The sequence below is a fragment of the Streptomyces sp. NBC_00996 genome, from assembly GCF_045162675.1.
In the GTDB taxonomy this organism is placed as follows: domain Bacteria; phylum Actinomycetota; class Actinomycetes; order Streptomycetales; family Streptomycetaceae; genus Streptomyces.
This window is the reverse complement of sequence record NZ_CP108723.1, coordinates 10,248,650-10,262,379: the sequence shown is the minus strand read 5'-3', so window position 1 is coordinate 10,262,379 and position 13,730 is coordinate 10,248,650. Positions and strand designations below refer to the sequence as shown.

The window sequence follows — 13,730 nt, the reverse complement described above, 5'->3', positions numbered from 1 at the left end:
GTCACACCCCGGCCCTCTGCGGCCCTCTTGGTTGGGGATTCCGACACGCACAGGAGGCCCGTATGAAGGCGAAGGTCCAGTCCGCGATAGAGCTGTCCGCCGGGACGATCGAGTACACGGACACCGGCGGCGGTCCCGTGCTGGTGCTGCTGCACGGTCTGATGATGGATGCCTCGCTGTGGGACGCAACGGTCGCCGACCTGTCCATCGACCACCGATGCGTGGTGCCGACGCTCCCTCTCGGTGCGCATCGCCGGGCGATGCGTGCCGATGCGGATCTTTCGCTGCCCGGGGTGGCCCGGCTGGTCGCCGAGTTCCTCGACCGCCTCGATCTGTGGGATGTCGTCCTCGTCGGCAACGACACCGGTGGGGCGCTCGTGCAACTGCTGATGTGCGACGGCGGGGATCGGGTGGGCGGGGCCGTCCTCGTCTCGTGCGACGCGTTCGACAACTTCCCGCCCGGCCTGACGGGCAGGACGCTCGTGCTCTCCGGCAAGCTCCCGCCCCGGCTGTTCGGGCTGTTCATGCAGCAGATGCGGCTGCGGATGCTTCGACGGCTCCCGCTCGCCTTCGGATGGCTGACCCGCCGAGGGGACGCGGCGACCGCGCGCTGGATCGGGCCCGTGCTGCGGCAGCCCGAGATCCGCCGCGACGCCGTGCGCGTTCTGCGAGCCGTGGGGGCCGACCCCGGTCTGCTGCAGGTCACGGCCGAACGGCTGCCCGGCTTCGAGCGGCCTGCCCTCGTCGTCTGGGCCGGCGAAGACCGTGTGATGCCGCCCGAGCACGGCCGTCGCCTCGCCGAACTCCTTCCGTACGGCCGGCTGGCCGAGGTCGCGGACAGCCACACCCTCATTCCCCTGGACCAGCCGAAGGAGCTCGCCCGGCTGATCCGGGAGTTCACCCGCGCACCGCACACCGACTGACCATGCCGCCCGGGACATCGGGCCGTGTCCACCGGATCGCCTCGCCGCCCGGACAGGCACCACTGCCGTGTGGCCATGCCCGCCGCCGACGAGACGGTCGACGCCGGTTCCCCCGGGCGGAGCATCCAGGTGTCGCCCGCGTCCGAAGTCGACTTCGGAGCGGCTCAGATCGCTTCCCGGCGATGCGGTTGCACGCTGCTTCACGCGGCTTCATGGCACGGCCGTTTCACGTCGCGGCTGTTCACGACGTCGTACGGGATTCGAGGGCGGCGCGGGTGTCGTTGCCATAGACGCCGGTCTCGTCGCCCTGGATGCCGTACCAGAGCTGGAAGCGGGCCACTGCGGCGGTGAGCGTGGCGTCGTAGGTGCCGCTGGTGGTGCCGTTGTCGTACACGTCCGGGACATGGAGGAGCCGCTCCTGGAGTTCGGTCACTTCGGGGCCCGTGTCTCCCTCCCGGAGGGTGCCCGCACCGTCCGGGTCGGCGGACCGGGGCGGGCCCTGGGCGGCGGGCGTCGTCGAGGGCTGCGCCCCGGTCCGGGGTGCGTCGTCCTGGTCGCCGCTCGGCAGCAGAAGCGCGAGGGCGAAGCCGACCAGTGCCGCCGCGGTCACGGCGACGGCGATCGCGGCGCGCCGCGAGTCTGCGCCGCGCCCGAATCCCTTCCCGAATCCCTTCCCGAATCCGTGCCCGCCCCCGTACCGCCTCCCGGGTGCGGGGGACCGTCCTGCCGTGCCCGCGACGTGGCCCTCCCCCGCCAGGACCGGCGGCAGCTCCTGAGTCTCGTACTCCTCGGCCCCGTATTCCTCCGGTGGCGGCAGCAGCCTTGTCGCGGTCGACGGGACCGCGACCGACTCGTACCCCTCCTCCGAGTCGGCTCCCCCGTCCTCCTCGCGCACCTGCCTCAGCAGCTCCGCCAGTGCCTCTGAGCGGCGGCGGCGCTGGACATGGGTGGGTTCGAGCGCCGGACGCCTCTCCGGCTGCCCGGGCTCGGGCGGTATCGACACACTGATCTCCTTCCTTGCGCGCGGTCTCCCGCCATCCCCTGGAGTGATACGAGGGTGTGAGCCCGGCGGTTCAGCGAAACACCACACCTCAGTAAACGATCGATATGCTCAATTCGGTAAGAGTCATTGAGCGTTTGAACGCCAGCGTGCTAGAAAACGCCGTCATGACGACTCGTTGGTCACGCCGTGGCTTCCTGGCCGCAAGCAGCGGCACCGCGTTTGCGCTCGGGGTGCACACCACCGCCGATGCCACTCCCCTCACGTCCACCGACATCATCGAGAGCACCGAGACCTCCGAGGCCGCGGACGAGTTCGCGACCCTGCGCGCGAAGTGGCGCACCCTGATACTCGGCGACGGATTCAGTCCCACCGCCGAGCCCTTCAAGACCCGGCTCGCCGAACTGGGCACCACCGCCAGTCAGTTGCGATCCACGATGGCGCCGACGTCCGGCTCACTGTGGCCGGACCTGGTGTACGCCGACCCGGAACCCGACACCGACCAGGAGTCGTACGGCTACTCGGGCAACCTGAACACCAGCTACACAAGGCTCAACACGCTCGCCCAGGCCTACTCCCAGCAAGGCACCGGGCTGACCGACGACACCGGTCTCCGCGACGACATCCTGACCGGCCTCGATCACCTCTGCTCCGAGGTCTACAACGAGAACCAGGCCCGCTACGGCAACTGGTACAGCTGGCAGATCGGCGCACCTCAGGCCCTGCTGGACGTCTGTGTCCTGATGTACGACCAGCTGTCGGCCACGCAGATCGCCGACCATCTCGCCGCGGTCGACCACTTCATGCCGGATTCGGCGACTTCTGGTTCGGCGGCACGGTCGGCGCTCTCACGGCGAGCAACCCGTGCTGCGTGATGATCACCGAGAAGACCGACGGCACCGCGGTCATCTGCGTCAGCGACCCGATGCGCATGCAGACGAGCCTGACGCTCACCTGGAACAAGGCGGTCTCCTCGGTGACCTCCAAGCCGGTCACCGTCACCTCGGCGACGACCGGTTCCTCCCTGAAACTCACCTTCGGCGACCTCAGCACCACCGCAGGCGTCACCCAGAAGATCACCGTCAAGCTCGGCTGAACCCAGGGTCGACGGGCCGGAGCTGCCGCCCTCGAGGGCATCTACTCTCGTGTCTGCGTGCCCCACTGCTCCGGCCCGACGCCGCGCCAGTCGATCAGCGGGGATACCGCCACGGTCACCGGGTCGACATCCAGGCCCGCACGCCTCAGGAATTCGGACAGGTCCTCCAGGCTGTGGGCCAGCCCAAGACTCTCGCCGTTGACGCGAACCCGGCGGCCACCCGCCGGCGAAGGTGGGGACACGACCACAGGATGCAGTTCGGGCATGCTTCCAGCCTCACTCATGCGACTCGGACTTGCACGCGGGGTGCGCATGCGGGAACGCATGACCTCTGAGGGCCCGGAGTCCCGCCAGGTTGTCAGGGAAGTGGTGGCGCGCCATGACAGTAATTCAATCACGTGTTCGATTTCTGGCGCCAACGGGAGGAGGCGACTGTGACTCGCAGCGACAGTCGGCCACTCGCAGTGCCACTTGGCCACAAAGGCACCCTGGGCGATTTGTCCTTGTGATTCGCGATAGGTGACACCTGATCTTGATGGTTGGCAACACCCTGGGAAACGCCGAAGCCGTACCGGATGTCTGCCGTGCCCATTCCCGCGGCCCCCACGGCGCTAGCATCGCGTCCCATGATCGTATGGCTCAATGGCACCCACGGCGCAGGCAAGTCGACGACCAGTGCGCTCGTGCAGCAACTGATCCCGGATTCACGGGTGTTCGACGCCGAGAAGGTCGGCGAGACACTCATGGACATCACGCCGGGGCTGCCCAGGACGGACAACTTCCAGCACTGGCCGCCGTGGCGGCAGCTCGTCGTCGAAACCGCCCGCCGCGTACTCGACTACACCGGCGGCACTCTGGTGATGCCCATGACTGTCCTGGTCGAGCAGTACTGGCGCGAGATCAGCACGGGCCTCGCCCAACATGCCATCCCGGTAAGGCACTTCGTCCTCCATGCTGACCAAGACACCCTCCGCGGGCGCATCGAGGGAGACACTGTTCTTGGTCCTTCCCCGTTCCGCCTCAAATACCTCGAGCCCTACGCCGAGGCGGCCCGCACGTGGCTGCACGGCGAGGCCGAGGTCGTCGACACCACGCACCTCACGCCCGCCCAGGCCGCCTTACAGATCGCAGAGGCCGTCAAGAGTTGAGGTCCGCCCGCCACGCGAAAACAGCCGCAGGTGGCAACAGGGAACGATCTTCCGCCAAGTAGAGCGCGGACGCCCCACCCCGCTATCCGGTCGCCACCGCCATCCTCCTGGACGGGGCCGCCACGCTGCTCGCCCTGGAACGACCGGCGCTCCGGGAAGCTCTGCGCACCATGCTGCCCTCCGCACCAGCGAAGTCGTCCAAGCAGTGGAGACGCACCTGACTCCACCTCAAGAAGCACGCCTCCACGCAGCTCCGCGGTGACGTCGAGGCCGCAGCGGCCACCTATCCCTGAGCAAAATGGCCAACTGTCTTTGAGTACAGGCCGTTCACCAGAGGTCTTGCCACCGCCTCTGACCCACTATCGCTGACGGTCACATACGACTGTGACTCGCAGCGATAGAGGGCCATGCGCGGCGTTACTTGGCCACTGTCTCGTGCCATCGATCATTGATCACGTGCCATTCGAGTGGTCAGAACCACTTGTGGGGGCATAGCGATGAGTTTCGGAGGAGTGCTGGGTCTATGGGTGCGACGGTCACCGAAGCCCACCCACAGAAGATCGCCAGTCTGTACCCACACCGATCAACCGCACTCGAGGAGAACGACATGACTGCCACCTACACCTTCGACGTCTTTTCCAGCCTCGACGGCTACGGCGCCGCCGGCGCCGACTGGACCGGCTACTGGGGTAAGCAAGGCCCCGAGTTGCTCGACCGCCGCCTTGCCTGACCTGGGCGCGGCTGGCGCGTCCGCAGGGCGCGAAGGCTCGCGCAGGGCCGCGTCGACATGTGGCAGGGGCAGCGCCGCGAAGGCCCGGAAGCGTCCGGGGAACCGGGCCGCCAGCTCTGCGTACATCTCATCGCCGCACCCGCCACCGCCACCGCCACCGCGTCCGACTCCCTCAACAAGTGAGGGGACTGCGGTGCCACGGAGAGCATCTGAAGGTCGATGCCCGCCCGGTCCATCAGCGCGATACGGCGGTCCAGATCGGCCTCGGTCGCGTCGGCGCCGATCCCGCGCTGCGTGCCCGTATCGGCCTTCCCCAGTCGTTCGAGTTGGTCCAGGTACTCCGGGGTCCCCAGGTGTGCGTGCACATCAATACGCAGATGGGTCACCCTTCGATGAAACGCCCCCCACGCGGTGCGGGCCAATCGGCGGCCAGAGCGGTCACGGCGCAAGAACTCCGTTCACGCCCCCGGCCCTCCGACCCTGGTGGATGGTGGAAGACCTTGCTCCCGGTGCCCTGGACGGCGACCGCGCGCGGCACCACCGTCGCCGTCCTTGCCGGGCCGCGCTCGACGGCCGTCCGCGGCACAGTGGAGACATGAACGCAGACGACAGGAATCCTCTGGCCCGGGCCGGCGTGGCGACCAGGCTTCCGGCCCAGGATCTGGACCGGGCGCGACGCTTCTACTCCGAGCAGCTCGGTCTCGGCCCCGTCGATGAACGGCCCGGTGGGCTGCTGTATCGATGCGGAGGAGTGGAGTTCGCGCTGTTCCAGTCGACGGGCGCCTCGCCCGGCACCTTCACACAGATGGCGTGGAGGGTCGACGACATAGAGACGGTGGTGGCGGAACTCAAGCGGCGCGGCGTGGTGTTCGAAGAGGTCGACGCACCTGGGTTCCGCACGAAGGACGGGATCGCCGAGATCGAGGGGAACTACCCGAGCAAGGGCGCACGGGGTGAACGCGGTGCCTGGTTCCGTGACAGCGAGGGGAACCTGCTGGGCATCGGCGAGCCGGTCCTCTGAGCGGCGCACGACCACTGGATCACCCAGTGGTGCGTGCCGTTCATCGCGCAGATCGGGCGGGCACCGATGCGGAGCGCCTACCCATCGCCGGCGACCTCCACGACTGGCCGCCAACTCGCCCACCACGCACGGTGGTTACGGCCTGATAAGCATACGCGAGTGCCCTGTCCGTCGGCCGCCCTCACCGCCGGTCAGCCGACGATGACGACCGGCGGCTGAGCGTGCGGGTCTCCGGGTATCCCCTCCGATACCCGGAGACCTGCGGTCCCGATGCCCGCGAACGGTCGGCCGTCGAGTGTCCAGTGCGGGTCGGTTTCACACCCCAGCGAGACGAAGATCTGGGCGGCGATGTCGACATGGCGTATCGGCGGAGGTGCCGAGCACAGGCCGGGACCGGCGGCGATCAGCCAGGCGGTGCGTTCCTGCGGGGAGCGGCCGCCGTGGCCGCCCGTGTCGACATGGCCGTGGTCGGTGACGACCAGGACCGTCCACCGCTCGCTGTCGTGAGCGGGCCGGGAGCGTACGGCGTCCAGCAGACGGCCGACGCGCGCGTCGGCGCGCTCCACCGCGGCCTCGTAGGCGTCGCCGCAGCCGAGGAAGTGCGCGGTCTCGTCCGGAGCTCCCAGGTAGACGAAGGACGCGTCCATGTCGTCGGCGGCGAGGACGCGCACCGCCTCCTCGGTGATCTGTTCGTCGCAGCTCTCCCAGGCCTCGGGGGTGTCCTCGGCCGGGGAGACGTACGCGGTCCTGGACGGGGCGCGGAAGAGGGGGCCGCCGTCGCGGACCTGCATGAGCGGCTGCCAGCCCGCCGCGACGAAGGTGCGGCGGCCGTTCTGCCGGGCGAGGCGGGTGACGAAGTCGGGGAAGGCGTCGAGGCGGTGGCCGGTGAAGTCGTTGCTCCACACGCCGTGCTTCTCGACGCCCACTCCCGTGACGATCGTCGCCCAGCAGGGGCCCGACATGGTGGGTGTGCGGTCGTCGACCTCGATCGGCGCGAGGAAGCCGTCGGCCGCGAGGACGTCCAGGTGCGGGGTGTGCACACGGCGCAGCGTGTCGAGGCGTACGCCGTCGATGCCGACGACCAGGACGCGGTGGGCGGTGTCGGGCATGGATGATCCCTTCGGTGAGGCGGTCACGGACCGACTGCTCCGTGCGGTGGTCACCGGGCGCGCAGGACCAGGTGGAGTTGGGTCGGCCGGGCATGCAGGGTGTGTTCCGGCAGGGGGCCCGGGCCGCAGGAGGCGGTGCCGATGCCGTGGTGGGCGGCGTCGAGATGGATGTACACCTTGTCCCCGGGTGTGAGGTCGGTGGTGTGCCGGGCCGCGTCGAGCTGTTCGCTGGTCCAGCGGCGCACCGTGAGGTCGAAACCGCCGGTCACCTCCAGGCCGCCGGCGTCGCCGGTCAGCCGGGCCCAGCGCACCTCTCGGCGATTGCCGTTCTCCTGGGGGCGGACGTAGGGGGTCTGCATCGTGTCGACGCGGTAGTCGGCGTGCACGAAGAAGTCGTCGAGGCTGTCGGCCGGCCTGGACAGCAGGCGTACCGAGCGGAAGATGCCGGACAGCCACCACATGTCCTGGTCCTCCAGGTAGCTTCCCGTGGACCATTGGTGGACGCGGACGGCGAGGATGTTGCGGCCGGGACGCAGCGCGTCGGTGGCGTCGAACTCCGTAGGGACCCGGCTGCCCTTGCCGTCACCGAGGCGTACGCCGTTGAGCCACACCGCGAAGCAGGAGTCGACGCCGTCGAAGCGGAGCACGCTCGGGCCCACGGGCCGGTCGCCGGGGAGGCTGAATTCCCGGCGGTACTCCCCGGTCGGGTTGTCGTCGGGTACACGCGGCGGGTCGATGGGGACCGGGTAGGTGACGTTGGTGTACGCGGGCGCGCCGATGCCGTGCAACTGCCAGCAGGACGGGACGGGCAGCCGGTCCCAGTGGGTGTCGTCGAAAGTGGGCGCCTCGAAACCTGGAGTGAGATCGGCGAGTCCGGCGGCGGCCCGGAAGCGCCAGGGGCCGTCGAGTTCGAGGCGCGGGGCGTCGGAGTCGAAGCAGGCGCGGGGTGCGCGGCGGCCGTGGCCGGGTGAGCGGTCCTCGATGTAGTCGGTGTCCAAGTCAGCCATGCGGGGCTCCTGTTCAGGCCGAGCGGGTCAGCTCGTCGGGACCGACTGCGTACGTGAACGGGAGTCCTTGTGCGTAGCGCTCCACCTCGTCCACGGCCCAGTGCGTCATGCGGCCGAGTTCGTTGCCGAGGGAGCCGGCGATGTGCGGGGTGAGCAGGACGTTGGGGAGCGTGTAGAGCGGGGATGCGGCGGGCGGTACATCTGGTTCGGTCACATCGAGTACAGCGTGAATGCGCCCGGAAACGAGACGCTCGGTCAGCGCGTCGGTGTCGACGAGCGAACCGCGCGCCGTGTTGATGAGCGTCGCGCCGTCTTGCAGGAGCGCGAGCCGGCGCGCGTCGAACATATGGCGCGTCTCGGGGAGCTGGGGCGCGTGGATGGACACCACATGGCTGCGCCGGACGAGTTCGTCGAGGCCTACGAGTTCCACGCCCAGGGTTCGGGCGTGGCCCCGGTCCAGGTAGGGGTCGTGCAGGAGGACGTGGAGGTCGAGCGGGCGGAGCAGCTCGACGACACGGCGTCCGATGCGGGAGGCGCCGACGATGCCCACGGTGCGGTGGTAGTTGCCGTGGCCGGCGAAGTACGGCAGCAGTGCGGGCTGTTCGCGCGCCTGCGCGTAGGTGCGCGCGATGTCGAGGACCCGCTTGTTCGCGAACAGGATCGCCGCGAGCGTGAACTCGGCGACGGGCAGGGCGTTGGCGGCGGCCGCGGAGGAGACGGTGATGCCGCGCTTCCACACGGAATCGGTGATGTGGTGCTTGATGGAACCGGCCGCATGGACGACGGCCCTCAGCCGCGGCATACGACGCAGCGCGTCCTCGGTCAGCAGCGGCGCACCCCAGTGCGTGAACAGGACCTCCACGGCGGCCAGTTCGACGTCGTCGGCCGCGGCGAAGTCGGTGATGTGCGCCGAGGTGTCCACGCAGGCGACGGACCGGAGCCGGTCGAGTGCGCCTTCGGCCAGCAGTGAGCGGTGGATCTCCGGTCCCATGGCGAGGGCGGTCCGCGGGCGCCGCGCCGCGGCCGCTGGGTCCGAGCTTTTCAGGAGAGTGCCTTCCGATGCGAGCATGGTCACTTCACCGCGCCGGCGGTCAGGCCCGAGCGCCAGAAACGCTGGAGGCAGACGAAGGCGACGATCAGCGGGCCGACGGCGACGAGCGAGCCGGTGATGACGAGCGAGTAGTACTCGGGCTGCTGCTGCGTGACGCTGTTCCACATGAACAGCCCGAGGTTGACCGGGTAGAGCTTCTCGTCGTTCAGCATCACGAGGGCGCCGAAGAAGTTGTTCCAACTGGCGGTGAACGAGAACAGGAAGATGGTCATGAAGCCGGGTGCGAGCATGGGCAGCGCGATCCCGGCGAAGGTGCGCAGCTCGCCGGCGCCGTCGACACGGGCGGCCTCCAGGACCTCGCCCGGCACGTACCCCTCGGAGAAGACGCGGGCGAGATAGACGCCGAACGGGTTGACCAGGGCGGGCAGCAGCAGGGCCCAGTAGGTGTTGACGATCCCGACCTTGGTGGCGAGCAGGTACATCGGCAGCTGGATCACCGTGGTGGGGACCAGGACGCCGCCGAGCACCGCGCCGAACAGCTTCTCCTTGCCCTTGAAGTCGTACTTGTCGAAGGCGTAGCCGGTGGCGATGCACAGGAGGGTCGAGGCGGCCGAGCCGACGACCGAGTACAGGATGCTGTTGCCGAACCAGCGCAGATAGATGCCGTCGTTGAAGGTGAAGACGTGCTGCAGGTTGGCGAAGAGGTTGAAGTCGCCGAGGGCGAAGCCTGAGGTGGAGAACAGGTCGCGGTCGTTCTTGGTGGCGGCGAGGAGCAGCCAGCTGACCGGCATCAGGGTGTAGAAGGCGGCGACGATCAGCAGCCCGTTGACGACGCCCTTGGAGAGCAGGGCGTCGGGCGAGGTCCGGCGGCCCCTGGTCCGGGTGGCCTTGCGCTCGGCCGGTGCCTCGGCCGGGCTTGTGGTGTGGGTGAGGGTGCTCATGACGCCGCCTTCCACCGGTTGCCGAACCGGGTGACGATGTAGGAGAGGAGGACGCCGAGCAGGGCGAGCAGCAGGGACGCGGCGCCGGCGAGGCCGTAGTCGTGCTGGACGAAGCCGGCCTTCCAGATGAACAGGGTCGGCGACCACTCGGTGTCGATGGAGGGCGCTCCGCGCTGGTTGAGCAGCTTGGGTTCGGTGAAGATCTGGATGGCGCCGACGCAGGTGAACAGAACGGTCATGACGACCGCGGAGGCGATCAGCGGCACCTTGATCTGCAGGGCGGTACGGATGGCGCCCGCGCCGTCCACGACGGCCGCTTCGATCATTTCGCGCGGAACGGCCTGCAGGGCGGCGTAGAAGATCACCATGTAGCCGATCCACTGCCAGGCGCAGAGGTTGACCATGGACGAGAGCACGTGATCGTTGCTGTAGAAGTTCCATGAGCCGCCCAGGGCGCCGATCCAGTCGAGCACGGGCTCAGGCCCGGGGTGTAGAGGTAGATCCAGATGATCGAGGCGATCAGTCCCGGGATCGCGTGCGGCAGGAAGAGCGCGAGCTGGAAGAACCGCTTGGCCCGGGCCATCGCGGAGTCGACCAGCAGCGCGAGGAGGAGTGAGCCGCCGATCATCACCGGGATGTACAGCGCGCAGTAGAGGGCGATGTGGACGAAGGAGTCCCGGAAGCCCGCGTCGGACAGGGCCTTGGCGTAGTTGCCGAGTCCGGAGAACACCCGCTCGGTGCCGCCGAAGCCGAGCCCCGAGGAGTGCTCCTGGAAGAGGCTCATCCACACGGCGTAGCCGATGGGCGCGGCCATGACCGCGGCGAACAGGACGAAGAACGGGGTGATGAGGAAGGCGGCGGCCCGGCGTTGACCGCGCCGGAACTGCGAAGTGCCCGGGGGCTTCGTCGGGGGGTGGGCCCGGGCCTTCACGGCGGGGGCGAGAGGTGCTGCCACGGTGGCTCCTTGGCGGGCTGGACGCGTCGGGGAGGCGATCGGTGACGGAAGTGCCGGGGCGGCGGAAACAACCCCGGGGTGACGGGAACGCCGGGGCCGGCAGAACGGCTCCGGGGTGACGGGCCGCGAACGGCCGGACCTGTCAGGTCACTTGGCGAGCTTCAGCCCGCGCTCCGTGATCCCCGTCTCGGCCTTCTGCCGGCCGGCGTCGAGGCCGGCTGCGAAGCCGGACTTGGCCGTCGCGTCCTGGACCGCGGTGTAGACGTCCATTTGGTTCGGACCCCACGTCCAGCCCGGGACGATCGTGTCGACCTGTGCGGAGGCGAGTTGGTAGAGGTCCTGGCCGTTCAGGTACGAGGTGTCGAACTTGGCCGCGGCGACCTCGCGCATCTCCGAGTTGGCCGGCAGGGCGCTGCTGGGCGGCTCCAGGTCGGCGAGGCGGGCTTCGACGCCCGCCTTGTTCGTGGTGAGCCACTTGATGAACTCGGTCGCGGCCTCGGCGTGCTTGCTGCCCTTGAGGACACCGTAGGAGGTGCCGCCGTAGTTGCCGCCGGCCGCGGTGCCCCAGTTCGGCATGGGCGCGGCGGCCCACTTGCCCGAGAGGTCGGGCATGGCGGTCTTCATGCCGCCGGCGGACCAGGAGGCGCCAAGGAAGGAGAGGGTCCTGCCGGAGGTGCGGGCCTTGGTCTCCTCGGGGCTGTACGCCGTGAAGGACTGCACCAGATCGTCCTTGATCAGGCCGTCCCAGTAGGCCGCGACCTTCTTGCTGGGCGCGTCGTTCACGCCGGGCTTCCAGGCGTCGCCCTCGGTGGCGAACCACTTGCCGCCGGCCTGCCAGGACAGCGCGGCCAGCAGCGCCGGGTCGGACTTCGGCATGGAGGCCAGCCGGACGTTCTTGTCCTTCTTCTTGACCTTCGCGGCAGCGGCCTTGAACTCGTCCCAGGTCTTGGGGACTTCGATGCCGTACTTCTTGAACAGGTCGGTGCGGTAGTAGTACAGCTGCGGCGCGACGTCATAGGGGACGGTCCAGGTCTTCCCGCCGAAGGTGACCAGGCTCTGAACGGACGCGGGAACTTCGACTTGACCGTTTCACCGGCGTACTTGGTCAGATCGATCAGGTTTCCCTGGCTCGCGAACTCCGGGACCATCTGGTACTCGATGGTCGCCACGTCGGGGGCGTTGCCCGCCTTCACCGCGTTGGCGAGCTTGCTGTAGCCCTCGGTGGAGCTGGGGATCTCGGTGAACTTGATCTTGATGTCCTTGTGCGTCCCGTTGAACGCCTCGACCGTCGACTTGGCCCCGAGGGTCCAGGTCCAGTAGTTGATGGTGACCGGCTTGCCGTCCGACTTGCTGTCGGTCGAGCCACCGTCGCCGCCGCATGCGGTGGCGAGCATGCCCAGGGCGGCGAGGGTGGCGACGGCGGCTGTGCGGAACGAACGTGAAGTGCGCGACATGGCACGGCTCCTACGAGACCTCGTACGGGAAGAGGCGGATGCAGGACATCTTTTGCGCGCACACGATCAGAGTCAAGAGCGTTCGGGCAAGACAATCAAAACGATCACACAACGCTCATGACGCGAGCGCTTCGCCACCGCAGGACGAACGGATCCTCAACTCGGGGAGAAGTTCGAGATGCTGACGGGGTGCCGGGCGCTGCCCGCTCGCACGTTCCGCGAGCCGCTGGAGCAGCAGTTTCGCGGCCAACTCCCCCACCGAGCGCTTGGGCGGGGCGATGGCCGTCAGGGGGACGTCCGAGAGGCCGGCCACCTCGTCGTCGTACGCGATCAGCGCGAGGTCCTCGGGCACTCTGACGCCGCGCGCCTGGAGCTTGGGCACCAACACGATCGCGTCCTCGTCGCTGTGCACGAGCGCCGCCGTCACTGCGCGCTTCTCCACGGCTTCGACGAGGTAGTCGATGCTGGCCTCGTAGTCCCCGTGCTCGCGGACCGACGGCGCACCGGAATCGACGTCCAGGCCCAGGGACTGCACCGCCGCCAGGTAGCCCGCCGAGATCTGTGCGGCGTGCGGGCCCTCCTGGAGCACCGCGGTGATCCGGCGGTGCCCAAGGGAGGCGAAGTGGCCGACGGCCACGGCGGCTCCGTGCGCCCGGTCGGTGCGCACCCGGTCGAGGCCGGCCGCGGGGTTCCCGGCCGGCGCGGAGCGCTCGACCAGGACGGTCGGCACCGCACAGTCCAGGAGCCACTTCTCCTGGCCCCCCATGGGGACACCGCCGAACCAGCTGGGCGCGACGAGCAGGCCTTCCGCACCACCCGCGATCAGGTGTTCTGCCTGCACGGCGTCCTCGGAGTCGACGTATCCGGTCATCCCGAGGATCAGCCGGCCACCCTGGGCCGCGACGGCTTCGCGGGATCCGCGGACGATGTCCCCGAAGATGTTGTTGGTGGTGGGCACGATCATTCCGATCACGGCGCCTTCGGCGGACTCCTGCCGGGACTGCGCCTCGGCGGCCGCGTCGCCCGGCCACACCACCGCGCCGTGCAGTCGCTGCACCCGGCCCTGTGCGGCGAGCGCCTCCACGTCACGCCGCAAGGTCACCGCGGACACACCGAGTTCGGCCGCGAGATCGGCGACCCGGAGGCTGCCGCGCTCCCGGACGAGTTCGAGTACCCGCTCATGACGCTGGTCGACGTGCAGTCGCATGGGCTCCCCCTGAGGCAAGGCCGGCCGGACGAATCTACGGGCGAACGCGGAGCGTGATCCCGTGTGCTTACTGTACGCCCACAATCGT

At 69.0% G+C, this 13,730-nt stretch carries 13 protein-coding genes and 3 pseudogenes; 6 read left to right on the top strand and 10 right to left on the bottom strand.

What is annotated here, in order from left to right; genetic code table 11:
* The first annotated feature begins 62 nt into the window (after positions 1-62).
* Positions 63-923: an alpha/beta fold hydrolase gene (locus tag OG390_RS47545; protein ID WP_406176797.1), complete on the top strand. Its 861-nt coding sequence runs from the start codon at positions 63-65 to the stop codon at positions 921-923.
* A gap of 241 nt (positions 924-1,164) precedes the next feature.
* On the opposite strand, the gene OG390_RS47540 is transcribed toward OG390_RS47545, so the two are convergent.
* On the bottom strand, positions 1,165-1,926 hold the full coding sequence (locus tag OG390_RS47540; protein WP_406176795.1) for a peptidoglycan-binding protein: 762 nt from the start codon (positions 1,924-1,926) through the stop codon (positions 1,165-1,167).
* Positions 1,927-2,090: 164 nt separating this feature from the next.
* Here OG390_RS47540 and OG390_RS47535 point away from each other — a divergent pair, with 164 nt between their 5' ends.
* Entirely contained in the window at positions 2,091-2,798 is a 708-nt protein-coding gene (locus tag OG390_RS47535) for a hypothetical protein (RefSeq protein WP_406176794.1), read from the top strand.
* The gene (locus tag OG390_RS47530) at positions 2,798-3,019 is read left to right on the top strand and encodes a hypothetical protein (protein WP_406178299.1); all 222 of its coding nucleotides are present in this window, start codon (positions 2,798-2,800) and stop codon (positions 3,017-3,019) included. The genes OG390_RS47535 and OG390_RS47530 overlap by 1 nt, the downstream gene beginning before the upstream one ends.
* Positions 3,020-3,060: 41 nt before the next feature.
* On the opposite strand, the gene OG390_RS47525 is transcribed toward OG390_RS47530, so the two are convergent.
* The gene (locus tag OG390_RS47525) at positions 3,061-3,285 is read right to left on the bottom strand and encodes a hypothetical protein (protein WP_399082314.1); all 225 of its coding nucleotides are present in this window, start codon (positions 3,283-3,285) and stop codon (positions 3,061-3,063) included.
* A 360-nt stretch (positions 3,286-3,645) separates the two neighbouring features.
* On the opposite strand from OG390_RS47525, the gene OG390_RS47520 reads away from it, so the two are divergent.
* From OG390_RS47520 to OG390_RS47510, 3 genes and pseudogenes are all read left to right on the top strand, one after another.
* Complete coding sequence (locus OG390_RS47520; protein WP_406176792.1) at positions 3,646-4,167, top strand: AAA family ATPase; 522 nt, start codon at positions 3,646-3,648, stop codon at positions 4,165-4,167.
* 607 nt (positions 4,168-4,774) lie between these two features.
* A pseudogene (locus OG390_RS47515) lies at positions 4,775-4,894 on the top strand (deaminase); the annotation flags it as partial.
* A 598-nt stretch (positions 4,895-5,492) separates the two neighbouring features.
* Positions 5,493-5,918 (top strand): VOC family protein, encoded by a 426-nt coding sequence (locus tag OG390_RS47510; protein ID WP_406176791.1) that lies wholly within the window; start codon positions 5,493-5,495, stop codon positions 5,916-5,918.
* Positions 5,919-6,109: 191 nt separating this feature from the next.
* Here the strand turns inward: OG390_RS47510 and OG390_RS47505 are convergent, their stop codons facing one another.
* The 8 genes and pseudogenes from OG390_RS47505 to OG390_RS47470 form a co-directional block, all read right to left on the bottom strand.
* A complete protein-coding gene (locus OG390_RS47505) occupies positions 6,110-7,027 on the bottom strand; it encodes an alkaline phosphatase family protein (protein ID WP_406176790.1) in 918 nt (305 codons plus the stop codon).
* 50 nt (positions 7,028-7,077) lie between these two features.
* A complete protein-coding gene (locus tag OG390_RS47500; protein WP_406176788.1) occupies positions 7,078-8,034 on the bottom strand; it encodes a sugar-binding domain-containing protein in 957 nt (318 codons plus the stop codon).
* A 13-nt stretch (positions 8,035-8,047) separates the two neighbouring features.
* The gene (locus tag OG390_RS47495) at positions 8,048-9,025 is read right to left on the bottom strand and encodes a hydroxyacid dehydrogenase (RefSeq protein WP_406176787.1); all 978 of its coding nucleotides are present in this window, start codon (positions 9,023-9,025) and stop codon (positions 8,048-8,050) included.
* An 80-nt stretch (positions 9,026-9,105) separates the two neighbouring features.
* A complete protein-coding gene (locus OG390_RS47490) occupies positions 9,106-10,026 on the bottom strand; it encodes a carbohydrate ABC transporter permease (RefSeq protein WP_406176785.1) in 921 nt (306 codons plus the stop codon).
* Positions 10,023-11,020: pseudogene (locus OG390_RS47485) on the bottom strand (carbohydrate ABC transporter permease). Before OG390_RS47485 ends, OG390_RS47490 begins: the two are co-directional and overlap by 4 nt.
* Before the next feature lie 108 nt (positions 11,021-11,128).
* Positions 11,129-11,980 carry an extracellular solute-binding protein gene (locus tag OG390_RS47480; RefSeq protein ID WP_406178297.1) on the bottom strand — a complete coding sequence of 284 codons (852 nt, stop codon included), beginning with the start codon at positions 11,978-11,980 and terminating at the stop codon, positions 11,129-11,131.
* Positions 11,981-12,120: 140 nt separating this feature from the next.
* Positions 12,121-12,375, bottom strand: a pseudogene (locus OG390_RS47475) (extracellular solute-binding protein); the annotation flags it as partial.
* Positions 12,376-12,550: 175 nt separating this feature from the next.
* Positions 12,551-13,642 carry a substrate-binding domain-containing protein gene (locus OG390_RS47470; protein ID WP_406176783.1) on the bottom strand — a complete coding sequence of 364 codons (1,092 nt, stop codon included), beginning with the start codon at positions 13,640-13,642 and terminating at the stop codon, positions 12,551-12,553.
* Positions 13,643-13,730 lie beyond the last annotated feature (88 nt).

Coding starts and splice junctions, on each gene's coding strand:
- OG390_RS47525 (WP_399082314.1), bottom strand. CDS start 3,285: ATGCCCGAACTGCATCCTGTGGTCGTGTCCCCACCTTCGCCGGCGGGT.
- OG390_RS47500 (WP_406176788.1), bottom strand. CDS start 8,034: ATGGCTGACTTGGACACCGACTACATCGAGGACCGCTCACCCGGCCAC.
- OG390_RS47530 (WP_406178299.1), top strand. CDS start 2,798: ATGATCACCGAGAAGACCGACGGCACCGCGGTCATCTGCGTCAGCGAC.
- OG390_RS47510 (WP_406176791.1), top strand. CDS start 5,493: ATGAACGCAGACGACAGGAATCCTCTGGCCCGGGCCGGCGTGGCGACC.
- OG390_RS47495 (WP_406176787.1), bottom strand. CDS start 9,025: ATGGGACCGGAGATCCACCGCTCACTGCTGGCCGAAGGCGCACTCGAC.
- OG390_RS47470 (WP_406176783.1), bottom strand. CDS start 13,642: ATGCGACTGCACGTCGACCAGCGTCATGAGCGGGTACTCGAACTCGTC.
- OG390_RS47545 (WP_406176797.1), top strand. CDS start 63: ATGAAGGCGAAGGTCCAGTCCGCGATAGAGCTGTCCGCCGGGACGATC.
- OG390_RS47535 (WP_406176794.1), top strand. CDS start 2,091: ATGACGACTCGTTGGTCACGCCGTGGCTTCCTGGCCGCAAGCAGCGGC.
- OG390_RS47505 (WP_406176790.1), bottom strand. CDS start 7,027: ATGCCCGACACCGCCCACCGCGTCCTGGTCGTCGGCATCGACGGCGTA.
- OG390_RS47490 (WP_406176785.1), bottom strand. CDS start 10,026: ATGAGCACCCTCACCCACACCACAAGCCCGGCCGAGGCACCGGCCGAG.
- OG390_RS47520 (WP_406176792.1), top strand. CDS start 3,646: ATGATCGTATGGCTCAATGGCACCCACGGCGCAGGCAAGTCGACGACC.